Origin of the sequence: Acholeplasma oculi (genome assembly GCF_900166985.1) — a bacterium.
GTDB classification, from domain to species: Bacteria; Bacillota_I; Bacilli_A; order Acholeplasmatales; family Acholeplasmataceae; genus Acholeplasma; species Acholeplasma oculi.
Genome location: NZ_FUZK01000001.1, coordinates 44,895 through 71,282 on the forward strand (window position 1 = coordinate 44,895; position 26,388 = coordinate 71,282).

The 26,388-nt window shown below is 31.0% G+C and carries 26 protein-coding genes and 1 tRNA gene; 24 read left to right on the forward strand and 3 right to left on the reverse strand.

Annotated elements, in window-relative coordinates; genetic code table 11:
- Nucleotides 1-7: 7 nt before the first annotated feature.
- Nucleotides 8-190 (reverse strand): hypothetical protein, encoded by a 183-nt coding sequence (locus B5X49_RS00245; RefSeq protein ID WP_045749215.1) that lies wholly within the window; start codon nucleotides 188-190, stop codon nucleotides 8-10.
- A gap of 68 nt (nucleotides 191-258) precedes the next feature.
- On the opposite strand from B5X49_RS00245, the gene dinB reads away from it, so the two are divergent.
- Genes dinB through B5X49_RS00265 form a run of 4 tightly spaced genes read left to right on the forward strand, consistent with a single transcriptional unit; the run spans nucleotide 259 to nucleotide 4,211 of the window.
- Nucleotides 259-1,362, forward strand: a complete 1,104-nt coding sequence (gene dinB, locus B5X49_RS00250; protein ID WP_159444467.1) for a DNA polymerase IV — start codon at nucleotides 259-261, stop codon at nucleotides 1,360-1,362.
- 28 nt (nucleotides 1,363-1,390) lie between these two features.
- On the forward strand, nucleotides 1,391-2,656 hold the full coding sequence (locus B5X49_RS00255; protein WP_052669971.1) for a DEAD/DEAH box helicase: 1,266 nt from the start codon (nucleotides 1,391-1,393) through the stop codon (nucleotides 2,654-2,656).
- Nucleotides 2,619-3,509 (forward strand): deoxyribonuclease IV, encoded by an 891-nt coding sequence (locus B5X49_RS00260; protein WP_045749216.1) that lies wholly within the window; start codon nucleotides 2,619-2,621, stop codon nucleotides 3,507-3,509. The genes B5X49_RS00255 and B5X49_RS00260 overlap by 38 nt, the downstream gene beginning before the upstream one ends.
- Before the next feature lie 54 nt (nucleotides 3,510-3,563).
- Nucleotides 3,564-4,211: a hypothetical protein gene (locus B5X49_RS00265; RefSeq protein WP_045749217.1), complete on the forward strand. Its 648-nt coding sequence runs from the start codon at nucleotides 3,564-3,566 to the stop codon at nucleotides 4,209-4,211.
- Nucleotides 4,212-4,274: 63 nt separating this feature from the next.
- On the opposite strand, the gene B5X49_RS00270 is transcribed toward B5X49_RS00265, so the two are convergent.
- A complete protein-coding gene (locus B5X49_RS00270) occupies nucleotides 4,275-4,532 on the reverse strand; it encodes a metal-sensing transcriptional repressor (protein WP_045749218.1) in 258 nt (85 codons plus the stop codon).
- A gap of 175 nt (nucleotides 4,533-4,707) precedes the next feature.
- Between B5X49_RS00270 and argS the strand changes: the two genes are divergently transcribed.
- From argS to B5X49_RS00330, 12 genes are all read left to right on the forward strand, one after another.
- Nucleotides 4,708-6,378, forward strand: coding sequence for an arginine--tRNA ligase (argS, locus tag B5X49_RS00275; RefSeq protein WP_052669972.1), 1,671 nt, complete (start codon nucleotides 4,708-4,710; stop codon nucleotides 6,376-6,378).
- A 1-nt stretch (nucleotide 6,379) separates the two neighbouring features.
- A complete protein-coding gene (locus tag B5X49_RS00280) occupies nucleotides 6,380-7,423 on the forward strand; it encodes a lysylphosphatidylglycerol synthase transmembrane domain-containing protein (RefSeq protein WP_045749220.1) in 1,044 nt (347 codons plus the stop codon).
- Nucleotides 7,420-8,625 (forward strand): alpha-monoglucosyldiacylglycerol synthase, encoded by a 1,206-nt coding sequence (gene mgs / locus B5X49_RS00285; protein WP_045749221.1) that lies wholly within the window; start codon nucleotides 7,420-7,422, stop codon nucleotides 8,623-8,625. The genes B5X49_RS00280 and mgs overlap by 4 nt, the downstream gene beginning before the upstream one ends.
- Nucleotides 8,626-8,650: 25 nt before the next feature.
- Nucleotides 8,651-8,734, forward strand: a tRNA-Leu gene (locus B5X49_RS00290).
- A 144-nt stretch (nucleotides 8,735-8,878) separates the two neighbouring features.
- Nucleotides 8,879-9,352: a hypothetical protein gene (locus B5X49_RS00295; protein WP_045749222.1), complete on the forward strand. Its 474-nt coding sequence runs from the start codon at nucleotides 8,879-8,881 to the stop codon at nucleotides 9,350-9,352.
- 102 nt (nucleotides 9,353-9,454) lie between these two features.
- Complete coding sequence (locus B5X49_RS00300) at nucleotides 9,455-9,850, forward strand: arsenate reductase ArsC (RefSeq protein WP_045749223.1); 396 nt, start codon at nucleotides 9,455-9,457, stop codon at nucleotides 9,848-9,850.
- A 123-nt stretch (nucleotides 9,851-9,973) separates the two neighbouring features.
- Entirely contained in the window at nucleotides 9,974-11,146 is a 1,173-nt protein-coding gene (locus B5X49_RS00305) for a PTS sugar transporter subunit IIC (protein WP_045749224.1), read from the forward strand.
- Between the two features lie 82 nt (nucleotides 11,147-11,228).
- Nucleotides 11,229-12,665 (forward strand): nicotinate phosphoribosyltransferase, encoded by a 1,437-nt coding sequence (locus tag B5X49_RS00310; RefSeq protein ID WP_045749225.1) that lies wholly within the window; start codon nucleotides 11,229-11,231, stop codon nucleotides 12,663-12,665.
- A gap of 81 nt (nucleotides 12,666-12,746) precedes the next feature.
- The gene (locus tag B5X49_RS00315) at nucleotides 12,747-14,099 is read left to right on the forward strand and encodes an MATE family efflux transporter (RefSeq protein ID WP_045749226.1); all 1,353 of its coding nucleotides are present in this window, start codon (nucleotides 12,747-12,749) and stop codon (nucleotides 14,097-14,099) included.
- Entirely contained in the window at nucleotides 14,096-14,611 is a 516-nt protein-coding gene (locus B5X49_RS00320; protein WP_045749227.1) for a tRNA (cytidine(34)-2'-O)-methyltransferase, read from the forward strand. Before B5X49_RS00315 ends, B5X49_RS00320 begins: the two co-directional genes overlap by 4 nt.
- The gene (gene trhA / locus B5X49_RS00325; protein ID WP_045749228.1) at nucleotides 14,608-15,282 is read left to right on the forward strand and encodes a PAQR family membrane homeostasis protein TrhA; all 675 of its coding nucleotides are present in this window, start codon (nucleotides 14,608-14,610) and stop codon (nucleotides 15,280-15,282) included. The genes B5X49_RS00320 and trhA overlap by 4 nt, the downstream gene beginning before the upstream one ends.
- A gap of 91 nt (nucleotides 15,283-15,373) precedes the next feature.
- A complete protein-coding gene (locus B5X49_RS00330; RefSeq protein ID WP_045749229.1) occupies nucleotides 15,374-16,558 on the forward strand; it encodes an acetate kinase in 1,185 nt (394 codons plus the stop codon).
- 66 nt (nucleotides 16,559-16,624) lie between these two features.
- Here B5X49_RS00330 and B5X49_RS00335 read toward each other — a convergent pair whose 3' ends face one another.
- Nucleotides 16,625-17,233, reverse strand: coding sequence for a TetR/AcrR family transcriptional regulator (locus B5X49_RS00335; protein WP_045749230.1), 609 nt, complete (start codon nucleotides 17,231-17,233; stop codon nucleotides 16,625-16,627).
- 247 nt (nucleotides 17,234-17,480) lie between these two features.
- Between B5X49_RS00335 and B5X49_RS00340 the strand changes: the two genes are divergently transcribed.
- The 8 genes from B5X49_RS00340 (at nucleotide 17,481) to B5X49_RS00375 (ending at nucleotide 26,379) form a co-directional block, all read left to right on the forward strand.
- Nucleotides 17,481-18,416: a branched-chain amino acid ABC transporter permease gene (locus tag B5X49_RS00340; protein ID WP_045749231.1), complete on the forward strand. Its 936-nt coding sequence runs from the start codon at nucleotides 17,481-17,483 to the stop codon at nucleotides 18,414-18,416.
- Between the two features lie 2 nt (nucleotides 18,417-18,418).
- Entirely contained in the window at nucleotides 18,419-19,456 is a 1,038-nt protein-coding gene (locus B5X49_RS00345) for a branched-chain amino acid ABC transporter permease (RefSeq protein WP_045749232.1), read from the forward strand.
- Nucleotides 19,440-20,984 carry an ABC transporter ATP-binding protein gene (locus B5X49_RS00350; protein WP_245943169.1) on the forward strand — a complete coding sequence of 515 codons (1,545 nt, stop codon included), beginning with the start codon at nucleotides 19,440-19,442 and terminating at the stop codon, nucleotides 20,982-20,984. The genes B5X49_RS00345 and B5X49_RS00350 overlap by 17 nt, the downstream gene beginning before the upstream one ends.
- Nucleotides 20,977-21,720, forward strand: a complete 744-nt coding sequence (locus tag B5X49_RS00355) for an ABC transporter ATP-binding protein (protein WP_045749233.1) — start codon at nucleotides 20,977-20,979, stop codon at nucleotides 21,718-21,720. The genes B5X49_RS00350 and B5X49_RS00355 overlap by 8 nt, the downstream gene beginning before the upstream one ends.
- A 111-nt stretch (nucleotides 21,721-21,831) precedes the next feature.
- Nucleotides 21,832-23,205: an ABC transporter substrate-binding protein gene (locus B5X49_RS00360; RefSeq protein WP_045749234.1), complete on the forward strand. Its 1,374-nt coding sequence runs from the start codon at nucleotides 21,832-21,834 to the stop codon at nucleotides 23,203-23,205.
- Nucleotides 23,206-23,388: 183 nt separating this feature from the next.
- The gene (locus B5X49_RS00365) at nucleotides 23,389-24,597 is read left to right on the forward strand and encodes an acetyl-CoA C-acetyltransferase (protein ID WP_045749235.1); all 1,209 of its coding nucleotides are present in this window, start codon (nucleotides 23,389-23,391) and stop codon (nucleotides 24,595-24,597) included.
- Between the two features lie 10 nt (nucleotides 24,598-24,607).
- Entirely contained in the window at nucleotides 24,608-25,330 is a 723-nt protein-coding gene (gene fabG, locus B5X49_RS00370) for a 3-oxoacyl-ACP reductase FabG (RefSeq protein WP_045749236.1), read from the forward strand.
- A 14-nt stretch (nucleotides 25,331-25,344) separates the two neighbouring features.
- Nucleotides 25,345-26,379, forward strand: coding sequence for a 3-oxoacyl-ACP synthase (locus tag B5X49_RS00375; protein WP_045749237.1), 1,035 nt, complete (start codon nucleotides 25,345-25,347; stop codon nucleotides 26,377-26,379).
- The last annotated feature ends 9 nt before the right edge of the window (nucleotides 26,380-26,388 follow it).

The window sequence follows — 26,388 nt, forward strand, 5'->3', positions numbered from 1 at the left end:
ATTGATTTTAGCTAAAGAAGTTAACAACGGCAATAATTGCACCAATGAAGATAAATGCGATTGTACCGAAGATGATTAAACCAATAATGATTTTACCAAGTAGAGATTCACTTGGATCTTTAAATACTAAAGATTCTTTTTTAGCAGGCTTTACTGCCTTTTCTTTTGTTGCTGTCTTATTTTTTGCCATCTTATCACTCCAAATAATCTTATACTTTTTATATTATACTATATAATAGTAATTAAAGGAAGATAATGATGAAAAAAACAGCTAAAATTATTTTTCATATCGACTTAAATGCGTTCTTTGCAACATGCGCGATACTTAAAGAACCTTACCTTAAAAACAAGGTTTTTGTTGTTGGAGGACAATCCTCATATGCAAGAGGTGTTATATCAACTGCAAGTTATAAAGCAAGAAAATATGGAATTAATTCAGGTATGAGTATCGTTGATGCTTTAAGACTTTATCCAAGACTTTTAGTAGTACCTGTAGATTTTAATCATTATAGAGAAATGTCAAATCATTTCATGTCGTTATTACGTGAATATACAGATATTATGATTGAAGGATCAATTGATGAGGCATATCTAGATGTAACGAAAAAATCAGAAGAAATGCACCCCATAAAAATAGCTAAAGAAATACAAGAAAGATTAATGACATTATATAAACTTCCTTGTAGTATTGGAATTGCACCGACGCTATTTTTAGCAAAGATGGCTAGCGACATGAAAAAGCCACTTGGAATAACCATTTTACGTAAAAGAGATGTTGAACAAAAACTATATCCACTTGATGTATCTAAAATCTATGGAATTGGAAAACAAACATATCCCAAATTGATACAATTAGGTATTCATACCATAGGTGATTTTATGAATTTAGATCATCAATCAACAATTTTAAGAGTCATGTCTGAATCTAGTTACTTAAATTATAGAAATCATGTTTTAGGAAATAGTTCGAATACCATCGATATGGAACAATATAAAATTCCTAAATCTATTTCCGCAGAAACAACATTTAATGTAGACATCATGGAAGAAAAATTTATATTAGAGGCATTAATTGACCAATTAAACCAATCTTATCGTCGATTAAAAAACTATCAAATGTTGACTAAAACGATTGGTATTAAACTTAGAAACAAAGCATTTGATACGATTACACGATCAATTACGCTAGATCAGTATACCGATGATGTAACAATTATTAAAGATCAAGTTGAAAATCTTTTTGAAACTTATTATGAAGTAGATAATTACCGCCTTGTCGGTGTTCATTTAAGTAACCTTATCTTAAAATCCGATGTGAAATTACCGTTTAACCTCTTCACATATGAGAAGTTTAACGCGTAATTATGTTATAATCAAATAGGTGAATTTTATGACTATAGAAAAAATGTTAGAAACGCTTGAATTTAAAGAACTTTCTTTAATTCAACAAAAAGTAATTGAATCTTTTGATAAAGCTAATCATATCGTAGGTTTAGCTCCTACTGGAACGGGTAAAACACATGCCTATCTTTTTCCATTATTATCAAGATTAAAGAGAGTTCCGAATGAAGTAGAAGCTATTATTTTATTACCAACGAATGAACTTGTTAATCAAGTAGCACAAATGATTGAAAAAACAGATCCTGAAGTATCCTTTAAATCTTATTTTGGTTCGTTGGATATGGAAAGAGAAGCAACAAGACTTAAGAATCAACATCCCAATTTGATTGTTACAACACCGTCTAAATTAATTGATTTAGTAATTCATAAAAATGCATTAAATATTAAACATATAAAGTACTTTGTTTTAGATGAAGCGGATATGATGTTTGATGAAGATTTTATGAGTATGATAGATCCTGTTTTAGTCAACCAAAATGTTGAAAAATTCTTACTTTTTTCAGCAAGTATCACTCGAAGCATGGAACCATTCATTAAAAAATATTTTGGACAACATTTATTAATTGATACAACCAAACATGTTGAATTAAAAATCAAATATAAACTACTTAAAGTCAATGAGCAAAGAATCAAACAATTATCTGAATTGTTGGATCATTTAAATCCTTACTTATGTATTATTTTTGTTAGTAAAAACGAAGATATTCAAAGAGTTTATGAAATGATTTTAGATAAAGGATTAAATGTTGCAAGCTTTTCTTCACTCATAGGCGTTAAACAACGCAGAAAATTACTTGAAGATATTCATGATTTAAAATATCAGTTTATTGTATCAAGTGATTTACTAGCAAGAGGTATTGATTTTAAAGCCAGTCATATCATTCATTATGATTTACCTTATAAATTAGAGTTTTTCTTACATCGAAGCGGTAGAACCGGGCGTATGGGAGATACAGGTGAGGTTATTACATTATATGATTCAAATGACCAACCTAAAATTGATAAACTAAAAAACAAAGGTATACCTTTTGAACCTTATACGCTAACGGATGATGGTTTAAAAACACTTAGAAGAAAATCTAAAACATATGATAAAAAAATAGCAAATGAAATCAAAAAGATACCTAAGGCAAAAAAAGTAACACCAGGGTATAAGAAAAAGCGCGCAATCAAAGTTAAAGAAGCTGTTAAAAAAATTAAGAAAGCGAGATATAGAGATGCTAGTTTTAGGAAGTCACGTCAGTCTGAAGGGTGATGATATGTATTTAGGTAGTGTAGAAGAAGCACTATCTTATGGAGCAACTGCAATGATGGTTTATACTGGTGCACCACAAAATACAATTAGAAAACCAATGAGTTCGATGAAAATAAAAGAAGCATTTGAACTGATGAAATCAAGTGGTTTAGATATGAATCATGTTGTGGTACATGCACCATACATCATTAATTTATGTAACCCTGATATCGAAAAGAGAAATTTTGCAATTGAGTTTTTAACAAAAGAAGTTGAAAGAACGCACCAAATGGGTGTGACACAAATGGTATTACATCCAGGTTCTGCAGTAGGTGGCAATCGAGAGGAAGCGATTGTTTGGATTGCAGAAGGTATTAATCAAATTATTAAGAACACACCTCATGCAAATGTAAGAATAGCACTTGAAACGATGGCTGGTAAGGGTAATGAAGTTGGTAAAACCTTTGAGGAATTAAAAGCAATTATCGACCGTGTGGATGTTCAAGAAAGAGTATCTGTTTGTTTAGATACATGTCACGTTCATGATGCAGGTTATAATGTCCATGATTTTGATCAACTTATTGAATTATTTGATTCAATCGTTGGAAAACATAAGATTTCAGTCATCCATGTCAATGATTCAAAAAATGAATCTGGAGCAAGAAAAGATAGACATGAAAACATAGGTTTTGGTCATATTGGATTTGATAGTTTATTAAGAGTTATCTACCATAAAGATTTTCAAGATATTCCAAAAATTCTTGAAACTCCGTATGTAGAAGAGAAGGCACCCTATAAACTTGAAATTAATATGATTAAAAATAAGCAATTTGACCCATTATTACAAGATAACTTAAAAAATAACATTGAATAAAATAGATTATCATGATATAATTAAATTCGCGAAAACAAAAGGAGTTTTTTTAAAATGGCAAAAAAATATCAAGCAATAGAGACAAAAATTCATTGGATTACATGGACAGCAATGGCATCAATCTTTGTATTACTCGTTACGCTTATTGTTGTGTTACAACCATCAAGAGAAACAGTTTTTTATGATTCATATTTAGCTACAACAACTGAAACCAATTTTGAGAAAAAATTACCAAGAGATAATAAATTCCAATTTGTTGATTCATTAGAAGATGGATTCTTAGGATTAAGCAAAGGTCTTTACACTATTGGTAAAAATGATTCAAATTTAACAATCGTTTTCTTTGGTGAACCATCGAATGCACAATCTGCAAATCATATTGCAAACGTTTATGCAAGATTATACGGTTCATCACTAGTTGACCCAACAATTGCAGCATCTGATCTTTATACTGAACTTGAAGATCAAGTAACACTTTATTACTTTGAACAAAAAGCTGCACAATTCGAAGGTACAGTTAAGAGTTTAAACGAATACTATGATGCAGAAATTAATGCAACTGCATTACCACTTGTCTTAGTATTATTAAATAATGAAGTTCTTACTTATGCAGTTTTAAGTGATGCAAATATTCCTTTACAACTAGTTAACTTCTATGATTCAGTTCTAGCTTTAGAAGAAGTTCAAGCATTATTAAATTAATTACTAAAAAACACCTTAAAATTTGATTTAAGGTGTTTTTTTTATATATTTATGCAGTTAAGATTAAAGAAGCTTTTTAAGTAATTGGTTAATTTCATTTATTTTTTCTTTGGAGTCACCTTTTTCAAGCGCTTCTAAAACACAATGATTTAAATGGTTTGAAATAATTTGCTGTTGAGCTTTTTTTAAAAGGGCGATCGATGCACTTATTTGAGTAGAAATATCTAAACAATATCTTTGGTCTTCAGTCATACGAATCACCGATTCAACTTGGCCTAAAGCTGTTTTTAATATTTTTATGGTTTGAGGGTCTTTTGTCATATGAATCATCTCCTTATAAGTAACCCCATATATAGGGGTGCAACTTAATTTTAGCATATAAACCTTTAAGAATCAATCAATGATAGCATAGTAATGCTTTATAAGATGGGTTCATAAAGTTATGACTATGTTTTTTTAACTTTTTTGATATAATATTTAAGACGGAGTTGAAATCATGATAAATAAAATTAAACAAGATATTAAAACAATAATTAAAGATAAATTAAACGTTAATGATTTAATTATAGAAATACCTAAAAGAGGAGATTCAGATTTAGCGATTCCTTTATTTAGTTATCAAAAATCATTATCAAAACCGCTTATGGAAGTTTTTGAACTTTTTAAAAATGAAATTATTCAATTAAATACTGTATCCAAAGTGGAATTTGCAGGTGGATTTTTAAACATCTATTTAGAAAGAGAAAAGTTATCATTTGAAATATTAAAAAATATTCATACATTAAAATCCAATTATGGTGATAAAGAAAAGAACAATGAAGTTGTTGTTATTGACTATTCATCACCGAATATTGCGAAGAGTTTTTCTGTTGGTCATTTAAGATCAACTGTTATTGGTAACTCACTGAAGCTTATCTTTGAAAAACAAGGTTATCAAGTTGTAGGTATTAACCATTTAGGAGATTGGGGTACCCAGTTTGGTCGAATGATTGTTGCTTATAACAAATGGGGCAACAAAGAAGATTTAGATAAAAATCCAATTGATTATTTACAATCGCTTTATGTAAGATTCCATAATGAAGCAGAAAAAGATGAATCACTTCAACAAGAAGCTAGAGATGCATTTTTAAAACTTGAACAGAAAGATCCTGTTTATTTAAGTCTATGGCAACATTTTAGAGATGAATCCTTAAAAGAATTTATGGAAATGTATGAGCTATTAAATGTTCAATTTGATAGTTATAATGGTGAAGCATTCTATAATGATAAAATGGATAGTGTCGTAGAAGAATTAGCAGAAAAGAATCTCTTGGTAGAAGACCAAGGTGCTATGGTTGTTAAAGTGGATGAAAATCAACCACCAGTTCTCATTAAACGTTCAGATGGTGCAACACTCTACGCGACAAGAGATTTAGCAGCTTTACTTTACAGATATAAAACCTACAACTTTAGTAAAATTCTCTATGTTGTTGGAAATGAACAAAAACTTCATTTTGAAAACCTTAAAAAGGTAAGCCAAATGATGGGTTACAATTTCGATTTAGCACATGTTAACTTTGGACTCGTTCTTGTTGGTGGTAAGAAGATGTCTACCCGTGAAGGTAAGACTCAAAAACTTATCTATGTAATTAATGAAGCAATTCGTAATGCAAAAAAAGCAATTGAGGAAAAGAACCCTTTACTAGAAGATAAAGAAAGTGTTGCAAAATCCATTGGTGTTGGAGCTATCATTTTTAATGATTTAAAAAATGAAAGACATTTAGACATTGATTTTAATATGGATAATATGTTGAAATTTGAAGGTCAAACAGGTCCTTATTTACAATATGCAATTGTAAGAATTTTTTCAATTCTAAGACAAAATCAATTAGATATAAGTTTTGTTCAACCAAGCATATATCAAGAAGATATATATTTTAATTTAATCAAACTTATTGATCAATTCCCACATGTTATTACAAAGGCATCAGAAGATTTAACACCTTCCACCATTGCAAGATATCTATTAAATCTTTCTCAAGAGTTTAATGGATTCTATGCTAAGGTTAAAATTAATGATGAAAACCTACATGTTAGACATACAAACTTATTATTAGTAGATTCTATTTTAAATACTCTTGTAGAAGGGCTCAGATTGTTAGGGATAAAACATCTAGAAGCAATGTAATATGGAGACAAATAAAGATAATAAACAACAAAAGATTTGGTTAAACATCGTCATGGTTATCATCATACTATTTACGCTTATTACAGTTGTAGGTAGTGTTTCTGACTTTAATCAAATTTTTGACACACTAAAAAATGTAAATTCAGGATATTTGATGATTGCACTCAGTTTAAGTCTTTTGAGTTTTTTATCGATGTCTTTATCAAGTCATATCGTCTTACGTGCACTAAATAAAAAATTAAGTTTAGGAACGGGCTTCTTAATACAAACAGTTGAACCATTCTTCAATGGGATTACACCATTTTCTAGTGGTGCACAACCCTTCCAAATTTATTACTACCATAAACATGGTGTGGATGTGGATGAGTCCACATCTGTATTAATTGTTAATTTTATACTCTATCAAATGGTATCAGTGTTACTTTCTACGATTGGATTAATTATTTATTTTGATCAAATTATACAGTTACTTGGAAATAATTCATACTACATCATCATAGGGTATAGTATCAATACGATTATTTTAGTAGGTTTATTTTTACTTTCATACATTAAAGGTGTATATATTATTTTTGAGAAATTGTTTGAGTTTTTGGAGAAATTCAAACTAACAAGAAAATTAGCAAGTAAATTGAAACTGAGAACCGCATCATTTGTTAAGGAGTTTCAAACAGGTGTTCGATTCTTATTTACCAAAAAACGTGTATTTATTACAGGATCATTACTCAAACTCATTAGTTTATTGTTATTATATGCATCTACAATTTATATTTCATATGCATTAGGTATTACAATAAATTCTCTAAACATAGCATTCTATTTAATCATCGTAGGCGTATTAGCTGTAACTACGATGATGTTTGTACCACTTCCAGGAGCGAGTGGTGGAACTGAAATTGCATTTACACTATTATTAGGTGGTATGTATACAAGTATTGAACTCGTTACTTTAATGTTACTATGGAGACTTACAACATACTACTTTGGAATGATATACGGATTTGTTGGATTTATGATATTAAGAAAAAGGAAGGTATCCATATGAGAATAGGGATATTTACGGAAGCATATAAACCTTTAATTTCAGGTGTAGTTACTTCGGTTGTTACCCTAAAAGAGGGTCTAGAAGCTCTTGGACATGAGGTTTATGTTATTACACCTAGAGCACCTAAACAAAAGGAAGAATTAGATCCCTATGTGATTCGATTACGAGGTATTGTAATACCTAGAAAATCGCTTAAAGGATTTAGACTCGTTCCTTGGGTCAAAAGACACTTGAATCGTATAAAACATCTTCAACTCGATTTGGTTCATATTCATACAGAATTTTCAATGGGTTTGTTAGGGTTAGCTGTTGGAAAAAAATATAGAATACCTATTGTTTATACACTCCATACAAGTTATCAAGATTACACACATTATGTATCTAAATTGATGACATATATGATACCAAATACATCTAAAAAATTAGCATTTTTCATCAATAATCATTACACTAAGCATTGTGATATGACAATTGTTCCTACAAAAAAGATATATGATAAAATGATCCGTCTAAAACATGATGGACGTTTTACAATATTACCTTCAGGAATTGATTTAAAACCATTTTATAAAGAATCCTATCATGCTGAAAAAGTTCAACAATTAAAGGATCAACTGAATATTAAAGATGGTGAATTTATTGCAATGATTGTTGCCCGTGTTGCTAAAGAAAAATCAATTAATGACTTGATTGTTGCATTCTCTGAATTCCATAAAGATTATCCAAATTCCAAGTTCTTTATTATTGGAGATGGACCTGAAAAACCTGCACTTGAACACCTTATCGAAAAGAAGAAGGCTGGTGAATATATTAAAATGTTAGGCTTTATTCCTCATGAAGTCGTTGGTTTATACTATCAAGTTGCTGATGTGTTCTTGAATGCATCTACAACTGAAACACAAGGATTAACCTATGTGGAGGCGCTAGCTGCATCTTTACCTATCATCGTTCGTTATGATGAAGTTTTTGATTCATTTGTTGAAGATGGGAAAAATGGAATCTTTTTTAGAAAAACAGAAGAGCTTGTTGATAAATTAAAGGAAATCCAAGAAAAGCCTGAAATACTAAAAACACTTCAGTTAAATGCAAAAGAATCTGTAAAAAAATATTCCAAAGAATCTTATGCAAAAAGTGCTCAAAAGTTATATCTTGAGTTAATCGAAGAAAATAAAACTAAATTGTCATTGAAAAAAACAAGGTAAGATGATACAATCTTACTTGTTATCTCCCCGTGTGGCGAAATGGTAGACGCGCTTGACTCAAAATCAAGTAGTGAGAGCTGTGCTGGTTCGAGTCCGGTCACGGGGACCATTTTTAAATGAAATGACTCCTTTGGGAGTCTTTTTCATAGATTCATAAAACTGTTGGAGGCACCTGATGAAAGAAGTAAAATAAAATAAGAATATAAACATTAATCAAGCAAAGGACATGTTTTTTGAATGTCAAGGTAGCATGATGCATTTAGACCGTGAGTTTCCTCAATATAGGGGCTATAAAATAAGTCCTGAAACCGAGAAAATTTGGAAAGAGGAAATCATATCTAAGATTTTATTAGAAATCAAGTATCAAACAGGTATTGAAAGAACAAATAGTTTAAGCAAACTTTCAAATATTTATGAGTCTGATGCCATGATTCAGTTTTTATATGATCATTTAGAAATGAGCAATTTGGACGGATATTCAAAAATCGTTTGTTTAGAAATATTGAAAAAAATGATGCAATCATTAAATATTATGAATAAATACAATAAACTCAACCAACCAGATGCTAAGACGTATGTTCAAGCAATCAAAGATAAAATCAATCTTTATAAGAATAATTTAAGTCATCAACAAATTACAATTGATGAAACTTATAAAGATTCATATCTGCTTAAATATTACGATTTTAGTCAAGAAAATTTAAAAAAGCGAATTGAACAAATCTAAACTTTCTCATATTGTAAATGTAATGTAAATAATTCATATCAAGTATGTAAGTACACTCAATATCCATCAAATATCTTATATAATATATTTGAGGTGATTGATATGAAAAAGGTTGCATTTGTATGTGTACATAATTCCTGTAGAAGTCAAATGGCTGAAGGATTTGCAAAGTATTATGGTCAAGGTATTATGGATGTTTATTCAGCAGGTACAGAGAATTATCATGAAGTTAAGCCTTTGGCAGTTGAGGTAATGAATGAGGTTAATATTTCTCTTGAAAATCAAAAACCAAAACTTCTCGATGAAATTCCAATACCAGATATTTTAATTACGATGGGATGTGAAGCGAAATGTCCATGGCTTCCTAATGAACATCAAGAAGACTGGGGATTAGAAGATCCAAGTGGGTTAGGGATAGAAGCATTTAGAAAAACCAGGGAACTCATTCGTCAAAAAGTATTAGAATTAATTGATAGAATTAAAGATAATAGACTTTAACAACTTAAAAGTTTAAAAAAACACAAGAAAATCAAATTTTTCTTGTGTTTTTTATGTAAATTTGTTGTAAAAATGTTATATTAAAATAGTCATAACAAAATCAGAAAGAAAGAAGAAATAGACATGAAAAACATAAGTAACTCGGGTGTTGACTCGGCATCATCAACACCAACATTCTGGCAAAAGACAAAAGCATTTTTAAACAAGACTTTAAATGCGATGACATTCGGTATCTTTGGTACCATTGTTGTAGGTGCAATCGTCCAATCGATTGGTGTTGTTCTAGGCATTGATGTATTATCTATGCGAGTCGCATCTATCTTAACTTCATTACTTGGAATGGGGATTGGATTAAGTATCGGTTTAGCACTTAAAGTAGATGGATTAAAACTTGTTATGTTAAGTGTAGCAGGTGGTATAGCAACCCTGCTGAAGATTGATTTTAATTTAAATGGTTGGTTTGATCCAGCAAAATCTTCAAATAATCCAATAACTGCATATATTGTTGTTATTGCAGTATACTTTTTACTACAAACTGTCTTTAGGAAAAAGACAGCTTATGATTTATTCTTTATTCCGTTATTAACAGTTCTAGGAGCGATTTTAGCTGCATTTTTAATATCCTGGCCAATTGATAGATTGATGGAAGCAATTTATTCAACTATACGTTTCTTTATGAATTTAGAACCATATACAACATCAGCATTTATCGCATTAATTTTTGGTATTTTATTAACATTACCATTTATTAGTAGTGCGGGTGTAGCAATTGCAGTATTCTCTGTACCATTTGGTGTCGGTAATGCTTTAGCGATACCTGATCCGATTGCAATCGCAGCAATGTGTGCTGCTGTTATTGGATGTAGTGCACAAATGGTCGGATTTTCAATTCAAACAATTAGAAAAAATGATATTGGAACAATCTTTACAGTTGGACTTGCAAGTTCTATGTTTCAATTTAAAAATATTGTTAAAAAACCAATAACATGGGTACCAACACTTGTAGCAAGTTTTGTACTTGCACCACTTTCTTATTTTATTTTTAGTGGTTATGAATGGTTTATATCATCTATTCCTGTAGGACATCAGTTCAGTGCAGTTTGGGCAGGTATGGGAACAAGTGGCATTGTTGGTCAACTTCAAACCTTAACAATTGGAAATTATTCCTTAAACGCTTGGTTATTTGTAGGATCACAAGTGCTCTTTCCTGCAGTTTTAGTATATTGGTTAGATATGTTATTCATTAAGATGAATTGGTATACTGAAAATGATTTAATTTTGGATACATCATTGTAAGATTAATCCCTTAATTGGGGTTAATTTTTTAATTTCAATTTTTATAAAAAAATAAGTGATACAATAAAATTAGGTGAATAAAATGAAAAGAAATTTAAGTTTATTAATGGATTTTTATGAATTGACAATGGCTAATGGATACTTTAAAGACGGTAGACATCAAGATATTGCTGTATTTGATGTTTTCTTTAGAAGTATACCAGATGATGGCGGATATGCAATATTTGCTGGACTAGAATCCATTATCGACTATATTGAAAATCTTCGATTTGATGATGAGGATATCAATTATTTAAAATCAAGAAACATTTTTGATGAAGGTTTTCTAAAGTATTTAGAAAATTTTAAATTTACATCAGATGTTTATGCTATAGAAGAGGGAACTCCGATTTTCCCTAATGAGCCGTTATTTATCATCAAAGGACCGATTATTGAATGTCAATTAATCGAGACGATGGTTTTATTATCTATCAATCATCAATCATTAATTGCTACTAAAACATCAAGAATCGTAAGAGAAGCTAAGGGCAGACCAGTGTTTGAGTTTGGTGCTAGAAGAGCACACTCATTTGATGCTGCTAATTTAGGTGCTAGAAGTGCTTATATTGGAGGTGTTACTGGAACATCCAATACACTTGCTGGACGTCTCTTTAATATCCCTGCATTGGGTACAATGGCACACTCTTATGTACAAAGTTTTGAATCAGAGTTTGAAGCATTTAAGAGTTATGCACTCAATTATCCAGATAATACTTTATTATTGGTGGATACGTATGATACACTCCATCAAGGCATACCAAATGCCATAAGAGTTCATAATGAGATACTCAAACCTATGGGTAAATCACTTAAAGGCATTCGAATTGATTCAGGTGACTTAGCATATCTTTCTAAAAAAGTTCGAACATTATTAGATGAAGCTGGTTTAACTGATACAAAGATTACAGTATCTAATGCATTAGATGAATTTATTATTAGAGATTTAGTGGTTCATCAAGATGCAATGATTGATTCATTCGGTGTTGGTGAACGATTAATTACCGCAAGAAGTGAAGCTGTTTTTGGAGGTGTATTTAAATTAAGTGCACTTGAAGAAGATGGTAAACTTATCCCTAAAATAAAAATATCAGATAATGTTGCTAAAACAACAATTCCTGGATTTAAACAACTTTACCGTTTTTATGATGAAAATAATATGGCTATTGCAGACTTGATTACTTTACATGATGAAGTAATCGATTCTACAAAACCTTATACTCTCTTTGATCCTATGCATCCATGGAAACAAAAAGTCGTTGAAAATTTTAGAGTTGAAAAAAAGTTAGTTCCTATTTTTGAAAAGGGTAAATTAGTTTATAATATACCTAAATTATCAGAGATTAGAAAACGAAAAGAACAATTATTTGAATCCCTTTGGAAGGAAGTTATTCGTCTAAAAAATCCTCATGAATATTATGTGGATTTATCTCAAGATTTATGGGATATTCGACAAGAACTCATTACAAAACATAAAAACTAGAAAGTGACAACATGTATCATGCAAAAGGAAATGTCTAAAAATACTAAGCGAATTTTAAAGGGGAAGCATATATGGTTATATATGCTCCTTTTATCATTACCAATACTCATCAATAACTTAATTAAATCATTTAATGGAATGGTTGATATTTATTTTGTTGCAAGAATTGAAGGAGTTTCAACAGAAACTATTGATTCCGCAATGGCAGCTTTAAATATCCATGAGTCCTTTAATAATTTAATACTTGCATTAGGAGTTGGATTATCCATTGCAGCAATGGCAATTATCTCTCAGTTTTTAGGGGCAAATAGACCCGATAAAGCAAAGCATTTTGCAGGTCAATTTATGGTTATTTCAGTTATTATTGGATTATTACTTACAGGACTTATTCTTGGATTTTCGTGGTTCATAGTTTCTTTACTTGGAGCACAAGGTGAAACCTATACATTTGCATATGAATATTTTAATATAAGAAGTTTAGAATTAGTAGGTGTGATATTTTTCTTAGTCTATCAAGCAATTAGACAATCGCAAGGATCAACTATCTTACCTACTGTATTTAATATTTCGGGTATTTTATTAAATATATTGCTCACTTGGTATTTTGTAGATATTCTAAAAATGGGAGTTGCAGGTTCTGCATGGGCAACTGTCATTGGTAACTTAATTGTCGTACCAATTATGATTATTGACTTATTTACTAATAAAAAGTATATTTCATTAAGTTTTAAAGATTTAGTCCTTAAAAAATCAAGTGTTAAAGAAATATTTCCGTTTGCATATCCAGCAACAGTATCACACTCGGTTACATTCTTTGGATTCTTAATCATCAACTCATTTGTACTCTACCAATATGGTGATGTAGTATCAGCGAGTTTTTCCACAGGTAATAAACTAAGTCAACTATTGATGAATCCAATCTATGCGATTACTACAATTGGAGCGGTATTTATTGGTACCAACATTGGAAATAGGCAACCTGAACGCGCATTAAGAGTTTATAAAGAGTCTGGAACACTCACATTTTTATTAACAGTTGTTGCAATTAGTATTGCAATACTATTTAGAGAACCGTTTGTTAAACTCTTAGTTGGGGAAGGTAATCCTCAACTTATAGAAATATCAATAGAATATACATTATGGTTATTGCTCACTCAACCATTTATGGCTATATTCCAAAATTATATGGCAATATTTAATGGTAGTGGTCAATCCAATTTAGGACTTAAAGCTCAATCCGTTCGTCTCTGGGCATTAAGAATTCCTACACTCTTCATTTTATTCTTCATATTCCCTCAAATGGGATATAGTGTTGTTTGGACAGCAATGAACATTTCTAATATCATCTCACTCTTCCACGCACATCACTTAAGAAAAAATATTCAACTGAGTGTAAAGGTTAATTTAGGCGAAGAAGGAGAAGTCTTTCCATGATACATATCGTATTATGTCAACCAGAAATTCCACAAAACACGGGAAATATTATGAGAACAGCAGTGGGTTGTGGTGCGATGCTTCATTTAATTGAACCACTTGGTTTTAAAATTGATGATCAGAAACTAAGAAGAAGTGCTGTAGACTATTATGACCATCTAAATTTTAATATTCATAAGAGTTTAGATGTATTCATGGAAACGCATAAAGGGGTATACTTCTTTTTAACAAGATATGGAACACATAAACATTCTGAACCTAATTATAAAGATATCAAAGAAGATATTTTCTTGGTATTTGGGTCTGAATCACACGGTATTGATCGTTTAGTTTTAAAAAACAATATTGAAAGAACATTTAGAATACCTACGAATGACAAGATAAGAAGTTTAAATCTTTCAAATGCTGTAGCAATTACAGTTTTTGAAGTCTTACGTCAACGTGATTATGAAGGTTTAATTGAATTTGAACCTGAAACTTTAAAGGGAAAGGATTATCTAAAAAACTTATGAAGATAAAAGAAAGAAAAGTGAAGCGTATTCAAACGGTTGGAGAAGAGGTTGCTAACAGCGTCTCACATGGTTTGATGGCGATTTTTGGGATAATTGGTTTAATTTTAATGATTTTAAAATCTTCAAATGGAGTGGAATTGTTAGCATCCATCATATTTGGAGTATCAATGATTTTACTTTATTTTAGTTCTATGATGTATCATGCGTTAGCATTTACAAAAAGTAAAGGTGTATTTAAAAGATTTGATCATCTATCCATCTATATGCTCATTGGTGGTACGTTTGCACCAGCACTCTTACTTTTACCAAGTTTAGGAGCTCCACTTCTTGGAATAGAAGGAATGATTTCAATTGGATTATTTTTATTCATTATGCAATGGATATTAATCATTACAGGTATGGTATTTAAATCCATTTGGGTATACCGTTTCCAAATGATGCATGTTGCAATCTTCTTACTTATTGGGTGGAGTGCAATTTATTTTATAGTGGATTTATATTTGTATAATGCTTTTGCAATGTGGCTCATATTACTTGGTGGACTTAGTTACTCTATAGGAGTTATTTTCTATGTTCAATCAAATAAACTTTATTTTCACTTTATTTGGCACATCTTTGTTGCATTAGGCACAATTCTTCAATTTATAGCAATATATAATCATTTATTGTAAAATATTCGACTAAATTATCACATTGTTCATAATTATCTTGAATATTTACTCACATTAGGTTACAATCAAAAAGAATAGGAAGGTAGTTTATATGAAAATTTTATCAGTTAATGCAGGTAGTTCAAGCCTTAAATTCCAATTGCTACAAATGCCAGAGGAAATTGAAATTTCATCAGGATTAGTAGAAAGAATTGGTAATAAGAATGCTGAATTTACCTTAAAATTTAATGGAAACAAACAAGTTCTTAAGGATTTAGTTGTTCTAGATCATTCTGTTGCAGTAGATTTAGTTATTAAGGGTTTATTGCAAAACAAAGTTATTCAATCGTTAGATGAAATTGACGGTGTTGGACATCGTGTAGTTCAAGGAGGCGAATTATTTAAGGATTCTGTTGTAATCGATGATGATGTTGTCATCAAAATTGCATCATTAAATGATTTAGCACCACTACATAATCCAGCAAACATTATTGGTATTAATGCATTTAGAAAAGCATTACCTAATGTAATTCAAGTTGCAGTATTTGATACAACATTCCATCAAACGATGCCAAAAGAAAATTTCTTATATGGTGTTCCATATGAATGGTATGAAAAACATGGCGTCAGAAAATATGGTTTCCATGGAACTTCACATCAATATGTATCACAACTTGCACATCAAAGATTAAATAAAGAAAACACTAAAATTATTGTTGCACACATTGGAAATGGTGCATCCTTAACTGCAGTGTTAAATGGTAAGAGTATTGACACATCCATGGGTCTTACACCACTTGAAGGTTTCCCAATGGGAACAAGAAGTGGAAATGTTGATCCAGCGATATTCCAACTTATGCAACAAAAAGAAGGTTATTCACTCGAAAAAACCTTAAATGAATTAAACAAATCCAGTGGATATTTAGGTATTTCAGGTATTTCTCATGATTCAAGAGATATCGTTCAAGCAGCAGAAGCAGGTAATGAACGTGCTCAACTTGCTATTGATATCCAAGCAAAAAGAATTGCAGACTATATTGCAAGTTATTACGTATTATTAGGCGGACTTGATGCTTTAGTATTTACAGCAGGAATTGGTGAAAATGCTAAAGAAGTTCGTGAAGCAGTATGCAAACGTGTTGAAGTATTAGGCATTAAGATTGATGCTGAATTAAATAACTCACGTGGAGATAAAGAAATTTCAAGAAAAGACTCACTTGTTAAAGTATGGGTTATCCCAACAAATGAAGAAGTGATGATTGCAAGAGACGTTATTCGTTTACAAAAACATAATTAATCTAAATAAAAAAGGTTAAACTCTAATGATAATGCCTATCTTTAAAGAGTTTAACCTTTTATTTTTCTAGGATTTAAATATACCGTGGCTTAAGATGTACATGACTTGGTCAACAACTTGATCAATTTCTTCTTCCGTAACGTTTTCTTTAAATATAATTTGTAAACCAACGAAGTTTGCAATACCCATGAGTACAAAACTTAATGTTTCTAAGTTTACATTAGGATTTAATTCATCATTACTTAGAGCTTGGGTTAATTGTTTTTGATATCCAACAGCAAAACTTGAATAATAATCGACAAATAGTTTTCTTTCAACAAACATAGACTCCCAGATAATACGGTAACTTAATCGATCATTTAAAGAGAATTTGATAAATGTCTTTAACCCTACTCGTTCTTTTTCATAACGAGTAGGTAAATCTTTAATAGAGGATTGAATCAATTTTCTTATTTGCTTAGAATAATCTTGAAGTAAATAATCATAAACTGCACGTTTATCATCAAAATAAATATAAAATGTACCTATAGCAACGTGAGCTTCCTCGATAATTTGATTGGTGGATGTAGCTAAAAAGCCTTTCTCAGCAAATAATTTCTTAGAAACTTCAATAATACGTGCAAAAGACTTATATCCTGTCGCAGTTTTAGGTAATCGAATCGATGTAGTTGTCATATATGTTCATCTCCTTTTTATATTTTATAGTAAAAGACACAAAATTACAAGTTAATATTTTCAGGTGGTATGTGGTTTATGAATATATATTCATCAAAGAAGGATTGACAATATACACATCCGCATGATAATATATAAGTGAATAAATATTCATATTTCAATAATGAATGATTAAAAAACTGATGAGTTCCTGGAACTCATAAAAAAAGTCATCAACTGAAAACGCTATCAAGAAAGGAAAGCAATTATGCAGGCAATATTTAATATCATCTTAAATGCTTTAATATCATTTTCATTTTTATCTCTTGCAACATTTGGTATTGTTCTGATTTTTAAAACAAGTTCAACAACAAATTTTGCTCAAGGTATGCTAGGTATTTTAGGTGCATATACTACAAGTTATATTATCGATCAAAAGGGAGTCAGTGACTTTACAGGTTTACCATCTGTAAATATAAATAATCCATTGTCATTAATCTTACCAATTTTAGGAGGTATGCTTGTATCATTCATATTTGGTTATTTAATTGATGCAGTCATTTTTAGAAAATCTAAATTTACAAATGCAGCAACAAAACAAATTATTACCATGGGATTGGTTATTGGATTATCTGGTTTAATACCTGTTATTTTCGGAGAGACAATTACACGTGCTAGTTTTAAATTTACTGATGAAACAATCCAACTATTAGGTTTAGGTATCCCACTTCACCGAATTATTACTTTGATTATTTCAGGAATAATTATTCTAACAATATTTATTGTATTAAAATATACAAAATGGGGTCTTGGTGTACGAAGTGTTGCAAGTAATGAACGTATAGCTGGATTGATGGGTGTTAACACCAATAAGATTAATGCATTAAGCTGGGGTATTGCAGGTGCACTTGGTGCACTCTCTGCAATCACATATACAGCTGCAATCTCATCCTTAAGCATTAGTGCGATGACTGATATTCAAATTAATGCATTCTATGCATCTATCTTAGGAGGATTTCAAACTTTCTATGGTCCTTTAATTGGTGCTTTTATATTAAATATAGGTCAATCTGCTATTCCGATGTTACTTGTAAATTATGGTCTTGCTCAATGGGGAAATACGATACTTTACTTAATCATTATGTTAGTTGTATTAATTAAACCAAATGGTATATTTGGTAAACGTATAGTGAAGAAGGTATAACCATGAAAAGATTATATAATGAGTACATTTTAAAAACTATTAAAAAGCCAATTTTTGGATTTGTTATGGTTGGGTTTGTATTAGTCTTACTCAATTTATTCTCAGACCTATTTCCACCTGATATTCATACAGCACTTATAACTACCTCTTATTACTCTATTGCAGGTTTAGGTTTTGCGCTTTTGTTAGGATATGGAGGATTAGCATCATTAGGTACTGGTGCGTTTGTTGCGATTGGATCATTTGGGTTACATTATGTATATAGATATATGACTCAGCCTATATTAATAGCAATCCTTATTGTTGTTGCTGTATCCATAATTGTTTCAATTATATTTGGTTTCGTTTCATTAAGAATTTCAGGTATGTATCTCGCGATTGTAACGATGGGATTATCTCAAATTATTGTTGAGGTTATTAGAAATATTCCAGAATATGCATCTGGAACTACTGGAGGATTTTTAACAAATGGTCCAGTTAGACCACTTGAAATATTTGGTTATCGACTTCAATCCAATGATGCAATTATCTTCACCGCCATATTCATGGTATTTGCAATGATTATCATCTATAATTTGATTCAATCACCTACAGGTCGTGCCTTACTTTCTATTAAGAATAGTGAAACAGCTGCACAAACTATGGGAATTTCTTTAATCAAATATCGTTTATTCTCATTTGTTATATCTGGTATCTACGGAACAATTGCAGGTGTATTAAGTATGCTTTACTTAAGAAACGGTAATATCAATGGTATTGGACTAAACTTCGCACTTAATGTTTTAGCTGCGGTAGTTATCGGTGGAACTAAATCCATCTGGGGAATTATTCTTGGAACCTTTATGATATTTGGACTGGATTTAGCAGTATTCCAACGCTTAAATTTAGGTAGCTACTCGATCATATTAAATGGTATTTTGATTATATTGGTTGTTATGTTCTATCCTGGTGGTCTCATTCAATTGTTTGGTGACATTAAAAAAGGTATTAAGAAATTAAAATTGAAAGTTGAGCAATATCGATATGGAAAAGATGAATAACATTTCAATGATAGAAAACTTAAAAAAGAACTTAATAAGTAAGAAGATTAGAAAGAATCTACTTAAACTTGAATACTATAAAAGATTGATACAACAAATTGATATCGACCAAGAGCTAAAGAAAAATCAAAAACTAGAACGTCTAAATCGATACCAAGATGAAGATACTGAAATTATTAAAGGTCGTTTGAATGGTAAACATCATAATTTAGACAAAATTGAACGTTTGATGAAAACTTATGATGAAAAATCTTATTGGAAAAAAAGAAGATTTAAGGTTTTAAATCAAGACAAAGACAATTTGGAAGTTTTATTAAGCGAATTTGAGAAGAATCAACTTAATCAGAAAACTGAATATCTATCACAACTTAATAATAAATATAATAATTCAAGCTATTCTGAAGATAAAATTCTTCAAATGAAGCAAAAACTCAGTCATATTGAAAGTAATTATGCAGAGAAGAAACGTAAATTTGTAGAAAAAAATGATATGAAAGTAAAAAGAAATCAAATCACAAAAGATAATATTCAGCAAAAAATCAACAAGATGAATGATTTGAATCAAATGTATTATAAGAAAATGGAATCTATTCATGAGAAACATTTTGCTTGGTTAAAGTATAGAGAAAGTCATTTGAAAAAACTATTAAATCAAGTTGAGTCTCATCAATTTAAAAATAAGTCCAGTTTACAACAAGAACTTGATGCTATAACATCTAAACTTGAAATTATCAAAAATCCTGAAACGCATCTCGTAGTTAAGGATTTGAAAATGTATTTTGGTGGTGTAAAAGCTGTAAATGATTTATCATTTGAAGTTAAAAAAGGTGAAATATTCGGATTAATCGGACCAAATGGTGCAGGTAAGACTACAGTATTTAACTGTATTACTCAGTTTTATCGTTCAACAGGTGGTTATATGTACTTTAGAAATAAAGAAAACCAAATTACAAACCTAGCGGATAGGAAAGTACATGAAATGATACAAGAAGGTATCGCTCGATCATTTCAAAATGTTGAATTGATTTGGGAGCTAACAGTCCTTGATAATTTATTGGTTGCTGGTCATTCATTATTGTTAAGTGATTATTTAGAGCATATGCTACATTCAAAACGAATGTTACAAGAGGAATCTGTATTAAGAACCAAAGGATATGAACTACTTAAAAAATTAGGTATTGAGGATTACGCATTTAGATCTCCATATGGATTACCATACGGAGTATTAAAAAAGATAGAATTAGCAAGAACACTTATGACAGACCCTACATTAATTATTTTAGATGAACCTGCTGCAGGATTGAACGATCAAGAAACAAAAGATCTTGCGAAAACAATTAAAGAGATTAACCAGTCACTGGGTATTACCATTTTCTTAGTTGAACATGATATGGGGTTAGTAATGTCAATTTGCGACAGAATTTGTGCAATATCCTTCGGTAAGAAGTTAGCACTAGGTATACCAAGTTATATTCAAAATCATCCAGATGTTAAAAAAGCATACTTAGGGGAGGATATCGATGAGTAATCTAATTGAAATTATTGATCTTGAAATAGATTATGGAATCGTTAAGGCTGTTAAAGGAATTAACATGTCAATTCCAAAAGGTAGTATCGTAGCAATCCTTGGTGCAAATGGTGCTGGAAAAACATCAACAATTCGATCTATTTCTGGATTAACAAAGGTTAAAAGTGGAAAAATCATTTATAAAGGTGAAGAAATTCAAAATAAACCAACCTTTGAAATTGTAAAAAAGGGAATCATGCAATCTCCGGAGGGACGTATGATTTTAAATGGATTAACTGTAGAAGAAAACCTATTGGTAGGAGCTTACACAGTAAAGACAAAGATTATTGATGGAAGAAATGTAACCCGTCGTCGTCAAATTTTGGGAAACCTTAATGAAGTGTATACATATTTTCCAATACTTAAGGAAAGAAGAACTCAACAGGCAAATACTTTATCAGGTGGAGAACAACAAATGCTTGCAATTGGTAGAGCATTAATGTCAAATCCGGATTGTCTATTATTAGATGAACCTTCCTTAGGACTTGCTCCACTTATAATAAAAGATATATTTAACATTGTTAAAAAGATTAAAGAAGCGGGTAAGACAATATTAATTGTAGAACAAAATGCTAAGCAGACTTTAAAAATTGCAGATTATGCTTACGTTTTGGAAGTTGGAAAGATTAAAGCTCACGGAAAAGCTCAAGAAATGCTTGAAAATAAGGACTTAATTGAGGCATATTTAGGGTCTTAAAAAAAAGTTAAAAAAAATATGAATAATTGTTCACAGTAAGCGTTTTCATGATATAATAGAGTTACCAAATAAAAATGTGCATGAAAAAAGGCACAAAAGGAGAAAAAAATTATGAAGAAGTTGTTATTAGTTGCATTAGTTGCAATTTCAGGATTAATGCTAGTGGGTTGTAATACAACTCAAAAAGCACAAGGTATTACAGATACACACATTATTGTAGGTAACACTGCAGCGACATCAGGTGGATTTGCTACAGTTGGTATTCCTTTTAACTTAGCAATGCAAGTTGTATTTGATGAATATAATGCAAACAATGGTGAAGGAAGAGATATTCAATTTATTCACTATGATGATGGTTTTGATCTAGTGCCGGGTACAGGTTTAGCACAAACTAGAAAACTTGTTGAAGAAGATGGAGTCTTCGCATTAGTTGGACACTTTGGAACCAATACAGTAAACTCAACAATGGATTATTTACTAGAATCTGGTGTTCCTATGGTTTATGGTGTAACAGGTGTTAACAGTTTATACTTCGATGGTGAAAATGGATTAGGTAAAAATATTTTATCTGTTCAACCAATTTATCGTACAGAAGGTAAAATGATGGTAGCTCGTGCACTTCATGAATCACTATTTGGAGAAAATAAAGATGCTAAATTAGGTTCAAACGATAAAATTTTAGTGCTTTATTCTGAAGATGATGCAGGTTTAAGTATTAAAGTTGGTATTGATGAAGAATTAGCATCACAAGGTGTTGTATCAAGCCGTATTATCTCATTACCATTTACAGCAGCAAATGCGTCTTCTGTTGTTACAACAGCATTAGCTCAAAACCCTAAAGTTGTATTATTATCAGCAAACCAAGCACCTGCAACTGCAGCTGCTACAGCTTTAAGAGAACAAGGTTCAACAGTTCCTGTTCTTAGTTCGTATGTTAATAGTGCAACAGTATTTACACCTGCAAGAGCAGTAGTTGAAGAAGTTGCTCAACCACTTCCATATGATATTTATGCAAATGCATGGGTAGATATCACTGATCCATCAGCTCCAGCACCTACTGAAGCACAAGTTGGTGGAGATGGTACATTAGCAGGATTTGCATTCCCTCTTGCATATTTACCTGGATTTACTGCTGAATACTGGCAATTTGTTAAATTAATGAATGACTCTGACCGTGTTGATGGAGATACTACAGCTAAAAGTTTATGGGCAAATGCTTATGCAATGGCTGGTTATGTAGCTGCTAAGACATTCACTGCATTACTTGATAGAGTTGAAGATTTTGATTCATTAACATGGGATAAATTTATTGAGTTAGCAGAATCTGCTCCAATCAAATTACCATTAGCAGGTACAATTGACTGGTCTGATGGGAAACGTTTAGGTTTAGATTCATTAGCATTAACTAAATTTGTTTATACACCTCAAGTTACATTCAGTAAAATTAGAAATGTTGAATCAATTTCTACTGTAAATAATAAATAATTCATAGTTATTTGACATAAAGACGTTGATGTAAACATCAGCGTCTTTTTAATAAATTGTATAATTAATAGAATGTATAAAGCGTTTTCATTTATTGTTGACTTATATAAAATTACATGATAAAATAAATATGAATAATTATTCATATTTTAAAAATAATAAATTAAACAAGGAGATTACAATATGAAAAAAGTATATGTTGTAGCTGCAAATAGAAGTCCAATTGGTTCTTTTTTAGGAACCTTATCAAAAATTAGTCCTGCTGAGTTTGGGGCACAAGTATTAAGTAAAATGTTGGCTAAGCATCAAATTGATCCTTCAATAATCGATGAAGTTATCATTGGTAATGTATTACCAGCTGGCCAAAAACAAGGTCTAGCAAGACAAGTCTCTATTTTATCAGGTATTCATGAATCAGTTCCTGCTTATAGTGTAAATATGATATGTGGATCCGGTATGAAGAGCGTAATAAATGCTTTTTCAAATATTCAAGCAGGTATAGCGGATGTTGTAGTTGCAGGTGGTGTCGAATCAATGAGCCAAGCACCTTTTTTAGTGGATGGTTCAATTAGACAAGGGGTTAAGATGGGCAACATGAATTTGGTTGATTACATGTTAACAGATGGCCTTACTGACGCATTCGGAAACTATCATATGGGAATCACTGCTGAAAACATTGTTGAAAAACATCAGTTTACAAGACAAATGCAAGATGAATTTGCATATAACTCTCAACTTAAAGCAAGAGAAGCATTAAAACAAGGTAAATTTAAAGAAGAAATTATTCCTATCGTCATCAAAGATCGTAAAGGCGAAATCGTATTTTCTGAAGATGAATACATTAACCACACTACAACATTAGAAAAGATAGCAGCATTAAAACCTGCATTTAAAAAAGATGGAACAGTAACTGCAGCATCTTCATCAGGTATTAATGATGGAGCATCATTTATTGTCATTGCAAGTGAAGATGCAATTAAGAAACATCATCTGACTCCTTTGTTTGAAGTGATTGGAGTTGGACAGGCAGGTGTTGATCCAAGCGTCATGGGATTAGGACCTGTTCCTGCGATTGAAAAATCATTAGTTTTTGCTGGAATACGCATTCAGGATATTGATATTTTTGAACTGAATGAAGCCTTTGCTGCTCAAGCTTTAGGGGTAGTCAGAGAAGTCAGTGAAAAATATCAAGTAACTGAAGACTCAATACTTGATAAAACAAATCCTAATGGTGGTGCAATAGCATTAGGTCACCCAGTAGGAGCATCAGGTAATAGAATTATGGTAACACTGATGCATGAAATGTTAAGAAATAAAGATCAAAAAATTGGACTTGCAAGTCTATGTATTGGTGGCGGAATGGGAACTTCAGTCATCTTAAGAAAGGTATAAGGGAAAAACAATGGGAAAATTAAATGGTAAAATAGCAGTTATTACAGGTGGTGCAAAAGGATTAGGTCAAGCAATCGCATTAGAGTTTGCAAATGAAGGTGCTACGGTTATTGCTGGTGATTTAGGTGAATTAACATATTCACATCCAAATGTTCATGGAAAATATTTAAACGTAACAGATGTATTAGGTGTAGAAAAATTTTATCAGTCTATTGTAGATGAGTTTGGTAAAATTGATATTCTAGTAAACAATGCTGGTATTACAAAAGATTCAATGACTAGAAAAATGACAGATGAACAATGGAATCTTGTTATTGATGTGAATCTAAAAGGTGTATTCAATTTAACAAGATTGATCGGGCCACATATGCAAGCAAATGGTAGTGGTTCAATTATAAACATTTCGTCAGTTGTTGGTGTATTTGGAAATATTGGACAAGCAAACTATGCTGCAACTAAAGCAGGAGTTATTGGTCTTACAATGACTTGGGCGAAAGAATTTGCTCTTAAAGGTGCTAATGTACGTGTCAATGCAATTGCTCCAGGTTATATCATGACGGATATCTTAAAAACAGTACCTCAAGATTTACTGGATAAATTTGCAGCGCTTACGATGTTAAACCGTTTAGGTCAACCAGAGGAAATTGCAAAAACAGCTTTATTTTTAGCAAGTGATGATGCTTCATATATTACAGGACAAACTATTAATGTAAATGGCGGCATGAGATTATAATTAGGAGGCTTTACATGAAAAACCATGTAGGTATATTAGGAACAGGGATTTATTTACCTAAAGGACGCATGACTGCTAAAGAAATTGCAGAAAAAACTGAAGGTGTATGGTCTGAGGCTGCAATTATTGAAAAGTTAGGTATTAAAGAAAAAGTGGTTCCAAGTCAGGATTTATCTGATGGTACTCAAGAAATGGGCGCACTAGCAGCTTTAGATGCTATTAAAAATACAAATATAGATCCACTTGAAATTGATGTAATATTGAGTGTCAGTGAAGAATGGAAAGAATATCCATTAACGACAAGTGCTTTATATATTCAAGATAGAATTGGAGCATTAAATGCATGGGGAATTGATGTGCAAAATAGATGTTGTACGACTGTATCCGCATTGAAAATGGCTAAAGACATGTTAATTGCTGATGATGAAATACAAGTGGTTATGGTTGTAGGTGGATACAGAAATGGAGACTTCATAGACTATAGTGATAAAAATATGTCTATGATGTTTAACCTTGGTGCAGGTGGTGGAGCAATTATACTTAAGAAAAACTTAGGTAAAAATATTTTGTTAGGCTCTCACATTATTGGAGATGGATCATTATCTAGAACTGCAGGTGTTGAAATTGGTGGTATTTGTAGACCAATTACAAAGGATAACTTAGAAGAATCAAAACATTCATTGAGATTATTAGACCCTGTAAAAATGAAGAATAGACTCAATGAAGTATCGATGCCTAATTGGTATAAATGTATTGATGAATCTTTAAGAAAATCAAACTTGAAACGTGAAGATATTGATTTTTTAGATATACTTCATATTAAGAGAAGTGGTCATAATGAAATGGTATCTACTCTTGGTTTAACAGAAGATCAAACCATTTATTTAGAAGATTATGGTCATATTGGTCAGATAGATCAAATATTAACATTACATTTAGCATCAAAACAAGGTAAAATTAAAGATGGATCAGTCATTTGTATGCTCGCTGCTGGTATTGGATATGTTTGGGCAGCAAATATCATTAAATGGGGACCAATGAATTTATAAAAGAGGTGG

Excerpts from the sequence above, each read along its gene's own strand:
- B5X49_RS00260 (WP_045749216.1), top strand. The coding sequence starts at position 2,619 with ATGCTAGTTTTAGGAAGTCACGTCAGTCTGAAGGGTGATGATATGTAT.
- B5X49_RS00360 (WP_045749234.1), top strand. The coding sequence starts at position 21,832 with ATGAAGAAGTTGTTATTAGTTGCATTAGTTGCAATTTCAGGATTAATG.
- mgs (WP_045749221.1), top strand. The coding sequence starts at position 7,420 with ATGAGAATAGGGATATTTACGGAAGCATATAAACCTTTAATTTCAGGT.
- B5X49_RS00340 (WP_045749231.1), top strand. The coding sequence starts at position 17,481 with ATGCAGGCAATATTTAATATCATCTTAAATGCTTTAATATCATTTTCA.
- B5X49_RS00295 (WP_045749222.1), top strand. The coding sequence starts at position 8,879 with ATGCATTTAGACCGTGAGTTTCCTCAATATAGGGGCTATAAAATAAGT.
- trhA (WP_045749228.1), top strand. The coding sequence starts at position 14,608 with ATGAAGATAAAAGAAAGAAAAGTGAAGCGTATTCAAACGGTTGGAGAA.
- fabG (WP_045749236.1), top strand. The coding sequence starts at position 24,608 with ATGGGAAAATTAAATGGTAAAATAGCAGTTATTACAGGTGGTGCAAAA.
- B5X49_RS00315 (WP_045749226.1), top strand. The coding sequence starts at position 12,747 with ATGCTCCTTTTATCATTACCAATACTCATCAATAACTTAATTAAATCA.
- argS (WP_052669972.1), top strand. The coding sequence starts at position 4,708 with ATGATAAATAAAATTAAACAAGATATTAAAACAATAATTAAAGATAAA.
- B5X49_RS00280 (WP_045749220.1), top strand. The coding sequence starts at position 6,380 with ATGGAGACAAATAAAGATAATAAACAACAAAAGATTTGGTTAAACATC.
- B5X49_RS00355 (WP_045749233.1), top strand. The coding sequence starts at position 20,977 with ATGAGTAATCTAATTGAAATTATTGATCTTGAAATAGATTATGGAATC.
- dinB (WP_159444467.1), top strand. The coding sequence starts at position 259 with ATGAAAAAAACAGCTAAAATTATTTTTCATATCGACTTAAATGCGTTC.
- B5X49_RS00245 (WP_045749215.1), bottom strand. The coding sequence starts at position 190 with ATGGCAAAAAATAAGACAGCAACAAAAGAAAAGGCAGTAAAGCCTGCT.
- B5X49_RS00330 (WP_045749229.1), top strand. The coding sequence starts at position 15,374 with ATGAAAATTTTATCAGTTAATGCAGGTAGTTCAAGCCTTAAATTCCAA.
- B5X49_RS00375 (WP_045749237.1), top strand. The coding sequence starts at position 25,345 with ATGAAAAACCATGTAGGTATATTAGGAACAGGGATTTATTTACCTAAA.
- B5X49_RS00255 (WP_052669971.1), top strand. The coding sequence starts at position 1,391 with ATGACTATAGAAAAAATGTTAGAAACGCTTGAATTTAAAGAACTTTCT.
- B5X49_RS00270 (WP_045749218.1), bottom strand. The coding sequence starts at position 4,532 with ATGACAAAAGACCCTCAAACCATAAAAATATTAAAAACAGCTTTAGGC.
- B5X49_RS00265 (WP_045749217.1), top strand. The coding sequence starts at position 3,564 with ATGGCAAAAAAATATCAAGCAATAGAGACAAAAATTCATTGGATTACA.
- B5X49_RS00310 (WP_045749225.1), top strand. The coding sequence starts at position 11,229 with ATGAAAAGAAATTTAAGTTTATTAATGGATTTTTATGAATTGACAATG.
- B5X49_RS00345 (WP_045749232.1), top strand. The coding sequence starts at position 18,419 with ATGAAAAGATTATATAATGAGTACATTTTAAAAACTATTAAAAAGCCA.
- B5X49_RS00300 (WP_045749223.1), top strand. The coding sequence starts at position 9,455 with ATGAAAAAGGTTGCATTTGTATGTGTACATAATTCCTGTAGAAGTCAA.
- B5X49_RS00320 (WP_045749227.1), top strand. The coding sequence starts at position 14,096 with ATGATACATATCGTATTATGTCAACCAGAAATTCCACAAAACACGGGA.
- B5X49_RS00350 (WP_245943169.1), top strand. The coding sequence starts at position 19,440 with ATGGAAAAGATGAATAACATTTCAATGATAGAAAACTTAAAAAAGAAC.
- B5X49_RS00365 (WP_045749235.1), top strand. The coding sequence starts at position 23,389 with ATGAAAAAAGTATATGTTGTAGCTGCAAATAGAAGTCCAATTGGTTCT.
- B5X49_RS00335 (WP_045749230.1), bottom strand. The coding sequence starts at position 17,233 with ATGACAACTACATCGATTCGATTACCTAAAACTGCGACAGGATATAAG.
- B5X49_RS00305 (WP_045749224.1), top strand. The coding sequence starts at position 9,974 with ATGAAAAACATAAGTAACTCGGGTGTTGACTCGGCATCATCAACACCA.